This is a genomic window from Motilibacter rhizosphaerae, assembly GCF_004216915.1.
Lineage (GTDB): Bacteria > Actinomycetota > Actinomycetes > Motilibacterales > Motilibacteraceae > Motilibacter > Motilibacter rhizosphaerae.
In genome coordinates this window covers 314,854-331,549 of the sequence record NZ_SGXD01000001.1, presented here as the reverse complement: position 1 = coordinate 331,549, position 16,696 = coordinate 314,854, and the positions used below count along the sequence as shown (strand labels likewise).

Annotated in this window: 10 protein-coding genes; 6 read left to right on the top strand and 4 right to left on the bottom strand. The window is 76.7% G+C overall.

Annotation, left to right across the window (positions count from 1 at the left end; genetic code table 11):
• Positions 1-4: 4 nt before the first annotated feature.
• The 6 genes from EV189_RS01520 to EV189_RS01495 all read left to right on the top strand — a co-directional run bounded on the left by EV189_RS01520 (position 5) and on the right by EV189_RS01495 (position 12,726).
• On the top strand, positions 5-3,730 hold the full coding sequence (locus EV189_RS01520) for an ABC transporter ATP-binding protein (RefSeq protein WP_130491182.1): 3,726 nt from the start codon (positions 5-7) through the stop codon (positions 3,728-3,730).
• A gap of 202 nt (positions 3,731-3,932) precedes the next feature.
• Entirely contained in the window at positions 3,933-7,277 is a 3,345-nt protein-coding gene (locus EV189_RS01515; protein ID WP_130491181.1) for an FtsX-like permease family protein, read from the top strand.
• The gene (locus tag EV189_RS01510) at positions 7,274-9,877 is read left to right on the top strand and encodes an FtsX-like permease family protein (RefSeq protein WP_130491180.1); all 2,604 of its coding nucleotides are present in this window, start codon (positions 7,274-7,276) and stop codon (positions 9,875-9,877) included. Before EV189_RS01515 ends, EV189_RS01510 begins: the two co-directional genes overlap by 4 nt.
• Positions 9,874-10,731, top strand: coding sequence for an ABC transporter ATP-binding protein (locus EV189_RS01505; RefSeq protein ID WP_130491179.1), 858 nt, complete (start codon positions 9,874-9,876; stop codon positions 10,729-10,731). Before EV189_RS01510 ends, EV189_RS01505 begins: the two co-directional genes overlap by 4 nt.
• 11 nt (positions 10,732-10,742) lie before the next feature.
• Positions 10,743-11,426 (top strand): ABC transporter ATP-binding protein, encoded by a 684-nt coding sequence (locus EV189_RS01500; protein WP_407938102.1) that lies wholly within the window; start codon positions 10,743-10,745, stop codon positions 11,424-11,426.
• A 157-nt stretch (positions 11,427-11,583) separates the two neighbouring features.
• Complete coding sequence (locus EV189_RS01495) at positions 11,584-12,726, top strand: glutathione-independent formaldehyde dehydrogenase (RefSeq protein ID WP_130491178.1); 1,143 nt, start codon at positions 11,584-11,586, stop codon at positions 12,724-12,726.
• A gap of 63 nt (positions 12,727-12,789) precedes the next feature.
• Here EV189_RS01495 and EV189_RS01490 read toward each other — a convergent pair whose 3' ends face one another.
• Genes EV189_RS01490 through EV189_RS01475 form a run of 4 tightly spaced genes read right to left on the bottom strand, consistent with a single transcriptional unit; the run spans position 12,790 to position 16,692 of the window.
• Positions 12,790-13,413, bottom strand: a complete 624-nt coding sequence (locus tag EV189_RS01490; protein ID WP_130491177.1) for a LutC/YkgG family protein — start codon at positions 13,411-13,413, stop codon at positions 12,790-12,792.
• On the bottom strand, positions 13,410-14,873 hold the full coding sequence (locus EV189_RS01485; protein WP_130491898.1) for a LutB/LldF family L-lactate oxidation iron-sulfur protein: 1,464 nt from the start codon (positions 14,871-14,873) through the stop codon (positions 13,410-13,412). The genes EV189_RS01490 and EV189_RS01485 overlap by 4 nt, the downstream gene beginning before the upstream one ends.
• A gap of 14 nt (positions 14,874-14,887) precedes the next feature.
• Entirely contained in the window at positions 14,888-15,673 is a 786-nt protein-coding gene (locus EV189_RS01480) for a (Fe-S)-binding protein (protein ID WP_130491176.1), read from the bottom strand.
• The gene (locus tag EV189_RS01475) at positions 15,670-16,692 is read right to left on the bottom strand and encodes a LacI family DNA-binding transcriptional regulator (RefSeq protein WP_130491175.1); all 1,023 of its coding nucleotides are present in this window, start codon (positions 16,690-16,692) and stop codon (positions 15,670-15,672) included. Before EV189_RS01475 ends, EV189_RS01480 begins: the two co-directional genes overlap by 4 nt.
• Positions 16,693-16,696 lie beyond the last annotated feature (4 nt).

Here is a 16,696-nt window from a genome sequence, read left to right as displayed (position 1 = left end):
CAGCGTGACGGTCACCCTCGAGGCGCGCGGCAGTGCACCGGTCGAGGGGGAGGCACCGGGCGCCGCGGACGGCGGCTGGCTGCGCCGGCTCGTGGGCTACTGCCTGCGCTACCGCGCCGACCTCGTGCTCGCGCTCGCCTCGGCGGTCGTGAGCTCGGGGGTCTCCGCGCTGACGCCGCTCGTCGCTCGCCACGTCGTCGACGAGGTGGTCGCTGACGCCACGGCCTCGGTGACCCCGTGGGTGGTGCTGCTCGTCGTCGCCGGCCTCGTGCGCTTCGCCGCGAGCGCGACCCGCCGCTACCGCGCCGGCCGGCTCGGGCTCGAGGTCCAGGACGCGATGCGCCGCGACGTCTTCGCGGCGATCTCCCGGCTCGACGGCCGCCGCCGCGCCGAGATGCAGACCGGGCAGCTGGTCAGCCGCTCGATCAGCGACCTCACGCTGGTGCAGGGGCTGCTGTTCTTCCTGCCCAACCTCAGCGGCAACGTCCTGCTGTTCCTCGTCTCGCTCGTCATCATGCTCGTGCTCTCGCCGGTCCTCACGCTGGTCGTGCTGCTGGTGGGGCCGGGGCTGTGGTTCGTCGTGTCGCGCAGCCGCACCCAGCTCTTCCCGGCCAACTGGCACGCCCAGCAGGTCGCCGCCGAGGTGGCCGGCGTCGTCGAGGGCGCCGTCTCCGGCGTGCGCGTGGTCAAGGGGTTCGGGCAGGAGGGCCGCGAGCTGCGCCGGCTCGAGCGCGTGGCGGGCGACCTGTTCGCCAGCCGGGTCCGCGTCGTCCGCCTCTCCAGCCGGTGGAACCCCACGCTCCAGGCCGTCCCCGCGCTCGGCCAGGTCGGCGTGCTGGCCCTCGGGGGGTGGCTCGCCCTGCGCGGGTCGATCTCGCTCGGGACCTTCCTCGCCTTCTCGACCTACGTCGGCCAGCTGGTCTCGCCCGTCCGCCAGCTCGGCGCCCTGCTGGTCATCGGCCAGCAGGCGCGCGCCGGGGTGGAGCGGGTGCTCGAGGTCGTCGACACCCGGCCCGACGTGCAGGAGGTGCCCGACGCGGTCGACGTCCCTGCCGGAGCGGTCGGGCTCGAGCTGCGCGACGTCGTCTTCGGCCACGACGCCGGCCGCCCGGTCCTCGACGGCGTCTCGCTGCGGGTGCGCCCCGGCGAGGTCGTCGCCCTCGTCGGCTCCTCCGGGTCCGGGAAGTCCACCCTGCTCCAGCTGGTGCCGCGCTTCTCCGACCCGCAGGCCGGCAGCGTCCTCGTCGGCGGCGTCGACGTGCGGCAGGCGCGCCTCGCCTCCCTGCGCGAGCGGGTCGGCCTCGTTCCCGAGGAGGCCTTCCTCTTCAGCGACTCCGTCCGCGCCAACATCGCCTACGCCCGCCCCTCCGCGACCGAGGAGGAGGTCGTCGCCGCCGCGGTCGCGGCGCAGGCGGACGGCTTCGTGCGCGACCTGCCGGACGGCTACGACACCGTCGTCGGCGAGCAGGGGCTGACCCTGTCCGGCGGCCAGCGCCAGCGCCTCGCGCTGGCCCGCGTGCTGCTCGCGCGCCCGGACCTGCTGCTGCTCGACGACGCGACCTCCGCGCTCGACCCCACGACCGAGGCCGCGGTCTTCGCGGCGCTGCGCCCGCTGCTCGCCGAGCGTGCCGCGCTGCTCGTCGCGCACCGGCGCAGCACGCTGCAGCTGGCCGACCGGGTCGTCGTCCTCGAGGCCGGCCGGGTCGTCGCCGAGGGCACCGTCGCGCAGCTGGACGAGCGCTCGCCGGTCTTCCGCCGGCTGCTCTCCGGCGAGCGCGACGAGGGCGAGGAGCCCGGCAGCGCCGTCCGCATCGCCCCCGCCGCAGCCCCTGCCGCGACCCCGCGTGCTGCGGCCCCGGTCGTCGGCGGCCCCGGCGGCGGCGGCAGCGGGATGCTCGCCGCGGTCCCGGCGACGGCCGCCCTCGTCGCGCAGGTCGAGGCGCTCCCGCCGGCGGACGCCCGGCCCGACGTCGACCTCGCTCGGGCCCGGGCGGCGGACCAGGCGTTCGACCTGCGCCGGCTGGTCGCGCCGTTCCGCGCCGCCCTGCTGCTCGGGCTGCTGCTCGTCGCGCTCGACGCGGGCGCGCAGATCGCCATCCCGGCCCTCGTCCGCACCGCGGTCGACCGCGGCATCAGCGCCCGCAGCACGGGCGTCCTGCTCGCGCTGGCGGCGGTCGCCGCGCTGCTCGTGTGCGTCGACTGGGCGGTCAACCGCTGGCAGCAGCAGGTGACGGGACGCACGGGCGAGCGGCTGCTGTTCTTCCTGCGCGTCAAGACCTTCGCCCACCTGCAGCGGCTCGGCCTCGACTTCTACGAGCGCGAGCTCGCCGGCCGGATCATGACGCGGATGACGACCGACGTCGACGCCCTCTCGCAGTTCCTCCAGCAGGGGCTCACCAGCGCGGTCGTCAGCCTGCTCTCCATCGTCGGCGTGCTCGTCGCGATGCTCGTGCTGGACCTGCACCTCGCCCTCGTGCTCGTCGCCGCGCTGCCGGTGCTCGCCGTCGGGACCTGGGTGTTCCGCCGCGCCTCGGTCCCGGTCTACGCCGAGAGCCGCGAGCGCATCAGCACGGTCAACGCGCGCTTCCAGGAGGCGCTCTCCGGGCTGCCCGTCCTCCAGCTCTCCCGCCGCGAGGACGCCGACGCCGCGGCCTTCGCGGCGGCCGGCCGCGCGTACGTCGCCTCCCGGCTGCGCGCGCAGCGCTACATCTCGACCTACTTCCCCGGCGTCGAGCTGCTCAGCGAGGTCACCACCGCCGTGGTCCTCGCCGTGGGCGCCGGAGCCGTGCGCTCGCGCGAGATCAGCGCGGGCGAGCTCATCGCCTTCCTGCTCTACGTCGACCTGTTCTTCGCCCCCGTCCAGCAGCTCTCGCAGGTCTTCGACGGCTACCAGCAGGCGACGGTCGGCCTGCGCCGGCTCTCCGGCCTGCTGCGCACGCCCACCTCGACGCCGCGCACCGACGACCCGCGCGAGCTCGGCCGGCTGCGCGGCGCGCTCGAGCTGGACGACGTGCGGTTCCGCTACTCCGCGAGCGCGCCCGAGGCCCTGCGCGGGATCACGCTGCGCATCGAGCCGGGCGAGGACGTCGCCCTCGTCGGCACGACCGGGGCCGGCAAGTCCACGGTGCTCAAGCTGCTCGCCCGCTTCTACGACCCGACCGGCGGCGCGGTCCGGGCGGACGGCATCGACCTGCGCGAGCTCGACCTCACGGCCTACCGCCGCCAGCTGGGCTACGTGCCGCAGGAGCCGTACCTCTTCGAGGGGACCGTGCGCGAGGCCATCGCCTACGGCCGGCCCGACGCCACCGCGGAGGAGGTCGAGGCCGCCGCGCGGGCGGTCGGCGCGCACGAGATGGTGCTCGCCCTGCCCTACGGCTACGACAGCCCCGTCGGCGAGCGCGGGCGCGGGCTCTCCGCCGGCCAGCGCCAGCTGATCTCGCTCGCCCGGGCCGAGCTCGTCGACCCGGCCGTGCTGCTGCTCGACGAGGCCACCGCGGCGCTGGACCTCGCCACCGAGGCGGCGGTCACCGAGGCGACCACGCGGGTCGTGCGGCGGCGTACCACCATCGTGGTGGCGCACCGCCTGCAGACCGCGGCCCGCTCGAGCCGGATCGTCGTGCTCGACGCCGGGCAGGTCGTCGAGGACGGCTCGCACGAGGAGCTCCTCGCGGCCGGCGGCGCGTACGCCATGCTCTGGCAGGCCTACGGCGCCGCCCAGGTCACCGGCTGACCCCACTTTCCCCCGTGATCATGCAGATCCTGGGGTTCCTGGCACCTCGACCGCCACGGCGCGCGTCGATGTGCTGAACCGGTCAAGCAGTCCCCGGTCACATTTCGAGAACGAATCCGGGCGGACCCTTCCCACCCGGGAGAGCGCTCTCTAGGTTCAGGGGCGCACCAGGGAGCAGGCCGGGCAGGGGGAAGCGGAGCACGTGACGCGCGTCCTCGTCCTGCGCCGGCTCCTCCAGCAGCGTGGCGTCCTCCTCGTCGTCACCCTCGTCGCCCTGCTCGCGACCACCGCCCTCACGACGATGGCCACCCTCGCCGTCTCCTCGGACACGAGCGCCGTACGCCGCACCCTGGGTGACGCCTCGCCCGAGCAGCGCCAGGTCGAGGTGGAGGGCGACCTCGGCGGCGGGGCGTACGCGCCGGCGGACCAGGTCGTCGTCGCCCAGCTCCGCGCGGCCTTCGGTGCCAGCCCGGTGCGGATCGTGCGCCAGGTCACGACCGCGGCGTACGCGCCGGCGGGGACGGACGCGAGCTACGAGGTGCCGCCGCTCACCTACGTCGCGGGCTACGACGGCGCCGAGCGCGAGGTGCGCCTGCTCTCCGGGCGCTGGCCGCGGGCGACGGGCACCGGTCAGCCGGTCGAGGTGCTCGCTCCGGTTGCCGCCCTGGCGCCGTTCCGGCTCGCGACCGGGCGGACGACGCGCGTCACGACCGTGAGCACGTACGCCGCAGCCCGCGTCCGCGTCGTCGGCACCTACGCCGTACGCCACCCCGGGTCGGCGTACTGGGACGACGACCCCACGAAGGGGGCGACGCGGCGCGGGAACTGGCCGCTCAGCGCCTTCTCCCGTACGACGATCTACGGCCCGCTGCTCGGGGACCCGGCGGTGGTGCGGACCCGCCTCCCGGGCGACCGCGTCCGCTGGCTCGCCGACCCCCAGCTGGCGGGGCTGCCCGCGGCGCAGGTCGAGCCGCTGCGCCGCCGGGTGGCCGGACTGCAGCAGGCCCTGCAGGCGCCGCTGGTCGGGCGAGCCTCCCGCGTCTCGGCGTGGACCCCGCTCCCGGCGCTGCTCGAGGGGCTCGGGCGCCAGCGGCTGGTCACCCGCGGCACCGTGCTCGTCGCGGCGCTGCTGCTGGTCGTGCTCGCGGCCAGCGTCCTCGCGCTCACCGCGCGCCTGCTGGCGGAGCGGCGTGCCACCGAGCACGCGCTGCTGCGCGCCCGGGGCGCCTCGGGCCGCCAGCTCGTGCGGCTGGCGCTCGCGGAGTCGGTCCTGCTGGCCGCCCTCGCCGCCGTGCTGGCGCCGCCCCTCGCCCTCGGCGCGTACGCCGTGCTGGCCCGGGTGCCGGCCCTCGCCCGCGGCGGGCTGGCGGCGCCCGGAGCCGTGCCGCTCGACGCGGAGCTGACGGCGCTCGCGACCGCGGCCGGGCTGGTGCTCCTGCTGACCGCACCGGTGCTGCGCCAGCGCGCCTCCTTCGCCGCCGTCGAGTCCCGCCGCCCGGGGCGCCGCGCCGCGCTGAGCCGCGGCGGGCTCGACCTCGCGCTGCTCGCCCTCGCGGTCGTGGGCTACCTGCAGCTGCGGTCGTACCGCAGTCCGCTCGCCGGGTCGGGCGCGCTGCGCCTGGACCCCGTGCTCGTCGTCAGTCCGGCGCTCGCCCTGCTCGCAGGCGGGGTCCTCGCGCTGCGCGTGCTGCCGCTGGTCGCACGGGCGGGAGGGGCGCTCGCCGCCCGGTCCCGCGGTGCTGCGGGTGCGCTCGCGGGCTGGCAGGTGGGGCGGCGCCCGGCGCGGGCGGCGGCCTCCGTGCTGCTCGTGGCGCTGACCGTCGGGGCGGGCTCCTTCGCCGCGTCGTACCGCGCGACCTGGCTGCAGGCCCAGCGCGACCAGGCCGCGGCACTGACCGGGCCGGACGTCTCGCTCGACGGCCTCCCGACCGCGCCGCTCGGTACGGCCGCGGCGCTGCGCGCGCTGCCGGGCGCGACCGCGCAGGGGCCGGCGGCCGAGCGCGACGTCGAGCTCGGCGGCGGTGGTCCCGGCGAGCGCTCGGGCGACTCCGGCCCCACGACGCCCGGCCGGCTGGTCGCGGTAGACGCCAGCCTCGCCGCGGCGGCGCTGCACGTGCGCCGCGACGTGCTGGGCGCCGACCCCGCGGCCGCGCTCGCGCCCCTGCGGGCGACCGCCGCGCCGGCCGGCACGCTCCTGCCCGGCTCCCCGGCACGGCTGTCGCTGCGGCTCGCGCTGCACGTCGGCGCCGGGGCCTCCGGGGCCAGCAGCTCCGAGGTCGCGGTGGTCGTGCAGGACGCCGCGGGCGTCCCGGCCACGCTGCCCCTCGGTGTCGTCACCGCCGCTCGGCCGCGGACCGCCGTGCTCGACCTCGCCGCCGCCGCCGGCGGGCGCGCCCTCGCGTACCCGCTGCGGGTGGTGTCGGTGCGCGCGCTCACCGCGCTCGACCCGCTGCCCGTGCGCCGGGGCGACAGCGCTCCCGCCCGCGCGGACTGGTCGTTGCGAGTGGACCAGCTGCGCACGGCGGCCGCGCGCGGAGCCTGGGGCGCTCCGCTCACCCTGCCGAGGGCCGAGTGGCACGGGCAGGCCCCTCCCGCGGACCCCTTCGGTGACGACCCCGCGCCCGGCGACGGGTCGGGCCCGGCGACCGCGGGCGGCGCGACCCTGCTCGCGACGGGCGGGTCGCTCCCGCTCGGGCCCGACGGCGCGCCGGACGCCGGCACCTGGACGGCGTGGCCGGAGCAGCCGGCCGTCCCGGCCGTCCTCGACCGCGCCCTCGCGGAGGCGCTGGGCGTGGCCGCGGGTGCGGACGTCCCGCTCCACCTCGACGACACCGACGCGCTGCTCGTCCGCGTCGCCAGCGTCGTGCGCGTGCTCCCGCCGTTGCAGGAGCAGCCCTACGCCGACCGCCGCCCCCACCTGCTCGTCGACCGCGGCGCGCTGCTGCGCGCGACGCTCGCGCTGGGCCTCGACGACGCGTACGCCGACGCCTGGTGGGCGGCCGTCCCCGACGGAGCGGCGCGCGGGTGGGCAGCGCGGGCGGCGGCGGCGGTCGGGGCGCGCTCCTCGCTGTCGCGTACGGGCCTCGCCGCCGCGCTGAGCACCGGCCCGGCGCGGGTGGGGGGGTCGGCCGGCCTGCTCCTCCTCCTGCTCGCCGCCCAGGCCTGCGCCGGGGTCGGCCTCGCCGTGCACGCCACGGTCGCGCTGCGGCTGCGCCGGCTCGAGCTCGCCCAGCTGCGCGCGCTGGGCCTCGGCCGCGGGCAGCTCGCCGGGGTCCTCGCTGCCGAGTACGCCGCCCTGGCCCTGCTCGGCGCCGTTGCGGGCGTCGCCGTCGGCGTCGGGCTGGGCCGGCTCGTCGGACCGCTCGTGACCGTCGGCGCCGAGGGCGGCGCGCCGGTGCCGGCGGTCCGCGTCCTCGTGCCCTGGGCCCCGGTGCTCGGCCTCGCCGCTGAGGTCCTCGTCCTCGTGCTGCTCGTCGTCGGCGGCGTCGTCCTCGCGCTGCGCCGCTCGGGGCTCGGCACCGCGCTGCGCATCGGGGAGGAGCGGTGAGCCTGCTGCCGCTCGCCGTGCTGCTGGCCCGCCGCCGGCTGCGCGCCGACACGGGCCTCGCGCTCGCGACCGCGCTGCTCGTCGCCCTGTGCGCCGCGCTCGCCGCCGCCGTCCCGGCCGAGCTGCGCCGCTCGCTGGACGCGGGAGCCCGGGCCGAGCTGGCAAGCGCACCGGCCCTCGTCTCGGCCTCCGAGCAGCTCGTCCGCCACGACGAGCCCGCGGGTTCCGACGTCACGACGGTGACCTACGCGGGGAGCCGCGTCGACTCGCGGGTCGCGCTGCTGCGCCACCTGCCGCCCCGCCTCGCGCGCGTCGCCGGCCCGGTGACCGGGACGGCGGTCAGCGTGGCCTTCGACGGGCGGACCGGGACGCGCGCGCTCGGGACGGTGCGGGTGGCCTACGGCGCCGGAGCCCTGGCCGGTGCGCGCTGGGTGACGGGGCGCGGGCCCGCGCGCGACGACGCGCCGAGGGGGTCGGGCACCGTGCCCGTGGCGCTCTCCGTCGGTGTCGCCCGCGGCCTCGGCCTGGCCGTCGGCGACCGCGTGCGGCTCACCCGGCCCGGCGCCTCCGAGCAGGCCGAGCTGCTGGTCACGGGCACGTTCATCCCGGCCGACGCGACCGCTCCGGTGTGGTCGCGGCTGCCCGGGGCGCTCGCACCAGCAGGGGCCGCGGTCGCCCTGCTCAGCGGCTCGTCGACGACCGCTGCCCTCGCGGCGCTGCCCGGCACCGGGCTGCAGGCGTCGTACGCCGTGGCTCCGGCGCCCGGGCGGCTGACCGCGGCCGGCGTCCCCGCGCTGCGGGCGGCGGCCGCGCGCTGGGCGGTCCGCCCCGACCTCGCCCTCTCCGGCGTCGACGACCCGCCGGTGCTGCACGACGACGTCGAGGGCCCGCTCGCGCGCGCCGTCGCCGCGCAGCGCGCGGCCACGGCCCTCGTCTCGCTGCTGGTCGCGGCCCTGCTCGGCGTCGGCGGGCTGGTGGTCCTGCTCGTCGGGCGGCTGCTCGCGGCCCGTCGGGGCGCGGCGCTGCACCTGCAGGTCGCCCGCGGCGCCTCCCTCCGGCAGGCCGCGCTGCTCGCCCTCGTCGAGGCGCTCCCGCTCGTCGTCGGCGCCGCGGCCCTCGGCGGGCTGGCCGCGCTCGCGGTGGGGCCGGCGTACCCGGTCGTCCCGGTGCTGCTCGTGGGCGTGGCCGCGGCGCTCGCCGCGGTCGCCGCCGTGGTGACCACGGTGCTGCGGCGACCTCCGGCCGGTGCGGCGCGGGTCGTGCTCGAGGCCCTGGTCGTCGTCCTCGCCACCGCCGCGCTGGTGGCGACCCGAGGGCGCGGAGCGTCCGCTGCGGACGGGCTGGACGTGCTGCTCGTGGCCACGCCGCTGCTGCTCGTGGGGGCGGTGACCGTGGTGCTGCTGCGCTGCTACCCGCTGCTGCTGCGCGGCCTCGCGCGCGGCGCCGCCCGGCTGCGCGGCGCGGTCGCGCTCGTGGGCGTCACCCGCGCCCGGACCTCCGCCGCCGCCACGCCCCTGCCGCTGCTCGTGCTCACCCTGGCGGTCGCCCTCGGCGTCGGCGACGTGCTGCTCGCCTCCGGGCTCGCCTCCGCGAGCGCGACGGCTGCCCGCGAGCGGGTCGGTGCCGCCGCCCGCGCGACGACGGGGACCTCGGCGCAGGCGACGCGGCTCGCTGCCGCCGTGCACCGGCGCGCTCCCCGGGCGTCGGTGACGGCCGTCGCCGTCGTGGCGGGAGCCGACCTCGACATCCGCCAGGACTACTCCGGGGTGACGGTGCTCGCCGTGGACCCCTCGTCGTACGCCGCGGTGCTGCGCGCGAGCGCCGAGCCCGGGGCGGGTGCGCTCGCCACCCTCGGCCGGCGGCGCGACCCCGTCGACCTGCTGCTCACCGGCGGCGTGCTGCTCCGGGCCCGCGGCGCGCACGTCGCGCTCGTGCTGGCCAAGGACCGGCTGCCCGCACGTGTCGCGGGGCGCGCGCCCGCCGACCCCCGGGCCTGGCTGCCGGGGGAGGTCGTCCTCGCGGACGCGGCGGCGCTGCCACCCGCAGTCGTCGCGCAGGCGTCCGGCCTGGTGCTGGCCGGCGGCCCCGGAGCCGAGGAGGCCCTCGCCGCGCAGGCGGCGCCGGGGGTGCAGGTGGTCACCCGCAGCTCCTGGCGCGACGGCGACCCCGCCCGCCGGCTGCTGGCGGGCGTCACCCGGCTGCTGCGCGCCGGCAGCATCGCCCTGCTCGTCCTCGCCGGGGCGGCCCTGCTCCTCGTCGTCGTCGCCACCGCCCGCGGGCGGGGCGCCGAGCTCGCCGTCGCGCGGGCCCTCGGGCTGCGCGCGGGCCAGTTGCGTGCCACCGGTGCCGTCGAGCTCGTGCCCCCGGTGCTCGTCGCCGGCGTCGTGGGCGCGGCCTGCGGAGCCGCGCTGCCCCGCCTGCTCGACCCGGTCCTCGACCCGCTGCCCCTCACCGGCGGTGCCTTCGCCCCCGCTCCCGCCGACCCGCTCGCCACGGCCGTCGCTGCGCTCGGTGCGCTGCTCGGGCTGCTCGTCCTCGCCCTGCTCGTCGACGGCTCGCTCCGCCGGCGCGTACCCCGCACGCCCCTGGAGGCCCTGTGACCGCGCCGCCCCTCATCGTCTGCGAGCAGCTCGTGCGGGTCTACCAGGTGGAGCGGATCGAGGTGCAGGCCCTGCAGGGGCTCGACCTCGTCGTGGAGCGCGGCGAGCTCACGGCGGTCGTCGGAGCGTCCGGCTCCGGGAAGTCGACGCTGCTCAACGTCCTCTCCGGCCTCGACGTGCCCACGGCCGGGCGCGTCTCGGTCGCGGGCCACGACCTGCTGCGCATGCGCGCCCGGGACCGGCTGCGCTACCGGCGCCGCGTCGCGGGCTTCGTCTGGCAGCAGACCGGGCGCAACCTGCTGCCCTACCTCTCCGCGCAGGAGAACGTCATGGTGCCGCTCGGCTTCGCGGGCGCCCGGACGCGCGCGGCCAGGGCCCGGGCCGCTGAGCTGCTGGACCTGCTGGCCGTGGTGGACTGCGCGGGCCGGCGGCCGGGGGAGCTCTCCGGCGGCCAGCAGCAGCGGGTCGCGATCGCGGTGGCGCTCGCCAACGAGCCGGAGGTGCTCTTCGCCGACGAGCCGACGGGCGAGCTCGACGTGGCCTCGTCCGAGCAGGTGTTCGCCGCCCTCCGCGGGGCCAACGAGCAGCTGGGCGTCACCGTGGTGGTCGTGACCCACGACGCCACGGTCGCGGAGCAGGTGCGCCGCACCGTGCGCATCCGCGACGGCCGCATCGCGACCGAGACCCTGCGCCGGGCGGTCGGCGAGGTGGAGGACGCCGTCGCCGAGGAGTACGCCGTGCTGGACCGCGCCGGTCGGCTCCAGCTGCCCGAGGACTACCGCGCCGCGCTCGCGCTGCGCGACCGGGTCCGGCTGGCGCTCGAGGACGACCACGTGGGGGTGTGGCCCTCGTGACCGGGCGGCACGTGCGCGTGGCGGCGGTCCCGCAGCTGCCCAGCCAGGGCGCGCGCGGACCGGTGGTCGCGGTGCGCGGGCTGGTGCGCACCTACGGCAGCGGCAGCGGCGAGGTCCACGCCCTGCGCGGTGTCTCCCTCGACGTCGAGCCGGGCGAGCTCGTGGCGGTGGTCGGGCGCTCGGGCTCGGGGAAGACCACGCTGCTCAACGTCATCGGCGGGCTCGACCGGCCGACCGGTGGGTCCGTACGCGTCTGCGGGCAGGAGGTCGCCGAGCTCGACGAGCGCGGGCTGGCAGCGCTGCGCCGCGACGTGCTGGCGTTCGTCTTCCAGACCTTCGGGCTGCTGCCGATGCTCAGCGCGGTCGAGAACGTCGGCATCCCGCTGCGCCTGCTGCGGGTCCCGGCGCGCCAGCGCGAGGCCCGGGCGCGCGAGGTGCTCGAGCGGGTCGGGCTCGGCGCGGCCGCGGACCAGCGCCCGCCGGAGATGTCCGGCGGCCAGCAGCAGCGGCTGCTCCTCGCCGACGAGCCGACCGGTCAGCTCGACACGACGACCGGTGCGGAGGTGCTCGACCTGCTCCGGGAGCTGGTGCACACCGAGGGCATGACCTGCATGGTCTCGACCCACGACCCGGCGCTGACGGCTGCGGCGGACCGGGTGGTCCGGCTGCAGGACGGCGTGCTCGTCCCCTCCTGACCAGCGTGATCATGCAGGTCCTGGGGCCTCGACTCCCGTGATCATGCACGTCATGGGTGCCCGTGACGTCCACGACCACGGAGATCGGGGTGGATCACGAGCTGCCCTGGGTAGTCGACGTTGCGCAAGCAATGACCCGATCCTGAGGAGCCCGCCCATGAAGGCCGTCGTCTACCGGGGCCCGCGCGCCGTCGCCGTCGAGGAGCGCCCCGACCCGACGATCCAGCGCCCGAACGACGCGATCATCCGCATCACCACGACGAACATCTGCGGCTCCGACCTCCACATGTACGAGGGCCGGACCGCCGTCGAGGAGGGCAAGGTCCTCGGCCACGAGAACATGGGGATCGTCGAGGAGGTCGGCCCCGGGGTCGAGCGGATCAAGGTCGGCGACCGCGTGAGCGTGCCGTTCAACATCGCCTGCGGCACCTGCCGCAACTGCACCGGCGGCTGGACGTCGTTCTGCCTGCGCACCAACCCGACCGAGGGCATGGACGGCGCGGCGTACGGCTACGCCAACATGGGCCCGTACGACGGTGGCCAGGCGGAGTACCTCCGCGTCCCGTACGCCGACTTCAACCTGCTCGAGCTGCCCGCGGGCACCGAGCACGAGAACGACTTCACGATGCTGTCCGACATCTTCCCGACCGGATACCACGGCACGGAGCTTGCCGGCGTGCTGCCGGGCGACAGCGTCGCCGTGTTCGGGGGCGGCCCCGTCGGGCTCATGGCCGCGCACAGCGCCTTCCTGCGCGGCGCCTCCCGCGTCTTCGTCGTCGACAAGGAGAAGGACCGCTTGGGACTGGCGGAGCGGTTCGGCGCCACAGCCATCGACTTCTCGGCAGGTGACCCGGTCGAGCAGATCCTCGAGCAGACGCAGGGCATCGGCGTCGACAAGGGCGTCGAGGCGGTCGGCTGGCAGGCGCACGACCCGAGCGGCGAGGAGCACCCCGAGCTCGTCCTCGACAACCTGGTCAAGGTCGTCCGGTCCGCAGGCGGCATCGGCGTCGTCGGCGTCTACGTCCCGCAGGACCCGGGCCTCGACGACCCGTCGTCGGCCGGGAAGATCGGCTGGGACTACGGCACCTTCTTCACCAAGGGCCAGCGGATGGGCACCGGCCAGGCGCCCGTCAAGCGCTACAACCGCCAGCTGCGCGACCTCATCATCACCGGCCGGGCCACCCCCGGCCTCATCGTGAGCCACGAGGTCGGCCTCGCGGAGGCTCCCGACGCGTACGCCCGCTTCGACGCGCGCGAGGACGGCTGGACCAAGGTGCTGCTGCACCCCGCCGCCGCCTGACCCTCCACCTCCCCCGTGATCATGCACATCCTGGACCACCAGGACGTGCATGATCACGGGGATCTAGGCGGTGACGAGGACGACCTCCAGGCGCCGGGGGCCGTGCACGCCCTCGACGCGGTCGAGCTCGATGTCGCTCGTGGCGCTCGGCCCGCTGATCCACGTCTGCGGCCGGGTGGGCTCCAGGCCGGCCAGCGCGTCGGGCAGGCCCGCGACCACCTGGTCGCTGCGCACGACGACGACGTGGAGGTCCGGGACGAGGCTGAGCGCCCTCCTGCCCTGGCCGGGGCCCGCGTCGAGCACGATCGTCCCGGTCTCGGCGACCGCCAGCGCGCACGCCGTCACGACGCCGTCCGTCTCGTCGAGCTGGTCGGGGGTGAGCTGCGGCTCGTCACGTACGCGCTCGATCCCGCTGCCCTGCAGCCACTCCTCGGGCAGGCCGGCCGGCACGACCAGACGTCGTACGCGGTGGCGGGCCAGGACTGCCTTGATGGCAGTGGCTTCCCCGCCCGGCGCGCACCGGGTGACCGTGGCCTTGTACTCGACGAGGCGGTCCTCGAGCAGGGTGGCGAGCTCGGCCGCGCTGGCGGTCGACGCCCCCGCCGGACGGTACGCGCGGGGCACGACGACGTCGGCAACCGCCTGGGCCCGCCGGATCCGGGCGAGCACCTCCTCGCGGGCGCTCACGACCGACCCCCGTGCTCGCGCACCCACCAGTCGCGGAAGGACTCCGGCGGTGGCACCGGGAGGTCGCGCGTACGCGTCCAGCGCGTCAGCGGCGGCGGGACAGCGGCGATGCGGCCGTCCCTGCCGAGCAGCCGGCCGAGCTTGGCGCTGCGCAGCGCGAGCGTCCAGCGGCGACGGTCGCTCATGGCGAAGGCGGCGGCGCGCATGGCCGTCGCCTCGGCTCCGGGGAGCGGACCGTGCGCCTCCTTCGCCTCCGTCACCCGGTTGCGCAGGTGCACGAGCATCGTCGGGATGTCGATGGCCACCGGGCAGGCGTCGAAGCAGGCGCCGCACAGCGTGGATGCGTACGGCAGGGTCGCGTTGTCCTCGACGCCGGTCAGCTGCGGGGAGAGCACCGCGCCGATCGGGCCGGGGTAGACCGAGCCGTAGGCGTGGCCGCCGGTCCGCTCGTAGACCGGGCAGACGTTGAGGCAGGCCGAGCAGCGGATGCAGCGCAGCGCCGCCCGGCCCTCGGGGTCCGCGAGCGTCGCGGTGCGACCGTTGTCCAGCAGCACCAGGTGGAACTCCTGCGGACCGTCGCCGGGGGTGACGCCGGTCCAGAGCGAGGTGTAGGGGTTCATCCGCTCGCCGGTGCTCGAGCGAGGCAGCAGCTGGAGGAACACCTCGAGGTCCTGCCACGTGGGCACGAGCTTCTCGATGCCCATGACGGTGATGAGCGTCTGCGGCAGGGTGAGGCACATCCGCCCGTTGCCCTCGGACTCGACGACCGCGAGCGTCCCGCTGTCGGCCACGGCGAAGTTCGCGCCCGACACGGCGACCCGCGCCGAGAGGAACTTGCGCCGCAGGTGCAGCCGCGCGGCCTCGGCGAGCGCCCGCGGCTCGTCGGTGAGGCCCTCCGGAGCGGGCCGCCCGACCTTCCCCATCTCCCGCAGGAAGATCTCCCGGATCTCCGCGCGGTTGCGGTGGATCGCGGGCACGAGGATGTGCGAGGGCTTGTCGTGGCCGAGCTGCACGATGAGCTCGGCGAGGTCGGTCTCCCAGGCCGCGATGCCCGCGGCCTCGAGGGCCTCGTTGAGCCCGATCTCCTGCGTGGCCATGGACTTGACCTTGACCACCTCGTCGGCGCCCGTCGCCTGGACGAGGCGCGTGACGATGGCGTTGGCCTCGGCCGCGTCGCGCGCCCAGTGCACGGTCCCGCCGCGCGCCGTCACCTGCTCCTCGAGCTGGACGAGCAGTTCGGGCAGGCGCGCCAGGACGTCGTCCTTGATAGCGGCACCGGCGGCGCGGAGCTCCTGCCAATCAGGCACTTCTGCCACGACCGAGGCTCGCTTGGCGCGGATGGTGCGCGTCGCGTGGCCGAGGTTGCGCCGCAGCTGCGGGTCGGCGAGTGCCGTACGCGCCGCCGCGGGGAAGCCCTCCTCGCCGCGCAGGTTGCCGACCCCGCGCGGGGCGGTGGGCATGCCGAGGTAGGTGCTCACGAGGCGACTCCCTGAGCAGTCCCGGTCGCGTGCGTCGCGCCCGACTCCGCGTCGTCCTTGGTGGAGGCCAGGATCTCGGCGAGGTGGACCGTACGCACCCCGGTCGACAGGCGGCCGAGCCCGCCGCCGATGTGCATGAGGCACGAGGAGTCGCCGGCAGTGCAGACGTCGGCACGCGTCGAGAGCACGTGCCGCATCTTGTCGGCGAGCATCGCCGCTGACACGTCGGGGTTCTTCAGCGCGAACGTCCCGCCGAACCCGCAGCACGACTCGGCCTCGGGCAGCTCGACCAGGTCGAGCGCCTCGACGTTCCTCAGCAGCCGCAGGGGCTTCTCGCCCACGCGCAGCACGCGCAACGAGTGGCACGTGGGGTGGTAGGTCACCCGGTGCGGGTAGTAGGCGCCGACGTCGGCCAGCCCGAGCACGTCGACGAGCAGCTCCGAGAGCTCGTACGTCCGGGCCGCCACCTCCTTCGCCGCCCGGGCGAGCCCCTCGTCACCGGCGGCGCGGGCGAGCGCCGCGTGCTGGTGGCGCACGCTGCCGGCGCAGGACCCGGAGGGCACGACGACCGCGTCCACGTCGGCGAAGGCGTCGGCGTAGCGACGCACGAGCGGGAGCGCGAAGCGGCCGTAGCCCGTGTTGATGTGCATCTGCCCGCAGCACGACTGCTCGAGGGGGAAGACGACCTCGTGGCCCAGGCGCTCGAGCAGCCGCACGGTGGCCCTGCCCACCTGCGGGAACATCCCGTCGACGAGGCACGTGGCCTCGAGCCCGATCCTCACGCGTCCGCTCCCGTCCGGCTCGAGTCCCGCACGACCAGCTCGGGCTCGAAGACCACCTGCTGGTGCTGGTGCGGGCCGTCGGCCGCACCGATCTCCTCGAAGAGCAGCCGGGCGGCCGTCTCGCCGAGCAGCTCGCGCGGCTGGCGCACGGAGCTCAGCGGGACCGCTGCGGCGGCCGCGTAGTCGATGTCGTCGTAGCCGACGAGCGCGATGTCGTCGGGGACCCGGAGGCCCGCCCGCGTCATGGCCTGCAGCACACCGAGGGCGAGCAGGTCGTTGGCGCAGATGATGCCCGTGGGCCGGCGCTCAGCGGGCAGCGCCGCCAGGGCGGCTCCTGCGTCGCGACCGGCCGCGACGGTGAGCGCGGGCGTCTCCACGAGGCGCAGCACGGCGTCAGGGGAGCCGTCGAGGGCGGCGACGGCGCCGCGGTAGCGGTCGGCCACCTGCTGGGTGGACAGCGGGCCGCCGAGGAAGGCGAGGCGCTCGCGCCCTTGCTCCAGCAGGTGCGAGGCGGCGAGCCCCCCGCCGTGCACGTCGTCGACCGCGACCGAGCAGTGGTCGGCGCGCGGCCAGCTGCGGTCGACGAGGACCACCGGCGTACCGGCCTCGACCAGGCTGCGGATGGCGGCGTTGCCGAGGTCGACCGGCGTGAGCAGGACGCCCTGCACCCGCTGCTCCTGCAGGTGCTTGAGGTGCGTGGTCTCGCGCCGCGGGTCCTCGGCGGTGTTGTAGAGCGCGAGCACCGAGTGGTGCGCGGTGACGACCTCCTCGACGCCGCGCGCGACGTCGGTGAAGAAGGGGTTCGCGACGTCGAGGACGAGCATCCCGACCGTCCGGCTGCGCCCGGCACGCAGGGCGCGGGCCGACTCGTTGCGGACGAAGCCGAGCTTGGCGATGGCCTGCTCGACGCGCTCGCGCGTCACGTCGCTGACGACCTCGGGGCGGTTGAGCACGTTGCTCACGGTCCCGACCGAGACGCCCGCGAGCGAGGCCACGTCCTTGATGCTCGCCGCTGCCATGCTC

Bases quoted from the DNA above. Each gene is read 5' to 3' on its own strand.
- EV189_RS01495 (WP_130491178.1), top strand. From the start codon at position 11,584: ATGAAGGCCGTCGTCTACCGGGGCCCGCGCGCCGTCGCCGTCGAGGAG.
- EV189_RS01475 (WP_130491175.1), bottom strand. From the start codon at position 16,692: ATGGCAGCGGCGAGCATCAAGGACGTGGCCTCGCTCGCGGGCGTCTCG.
- EV189_RS01485 (WP_130491898.1), bottom strand. From the start codon at position 14,873: ATGCCCACCGCCCCGCGCGGGGTCGGCAACCTGCGCGGCGAGGAGGGC.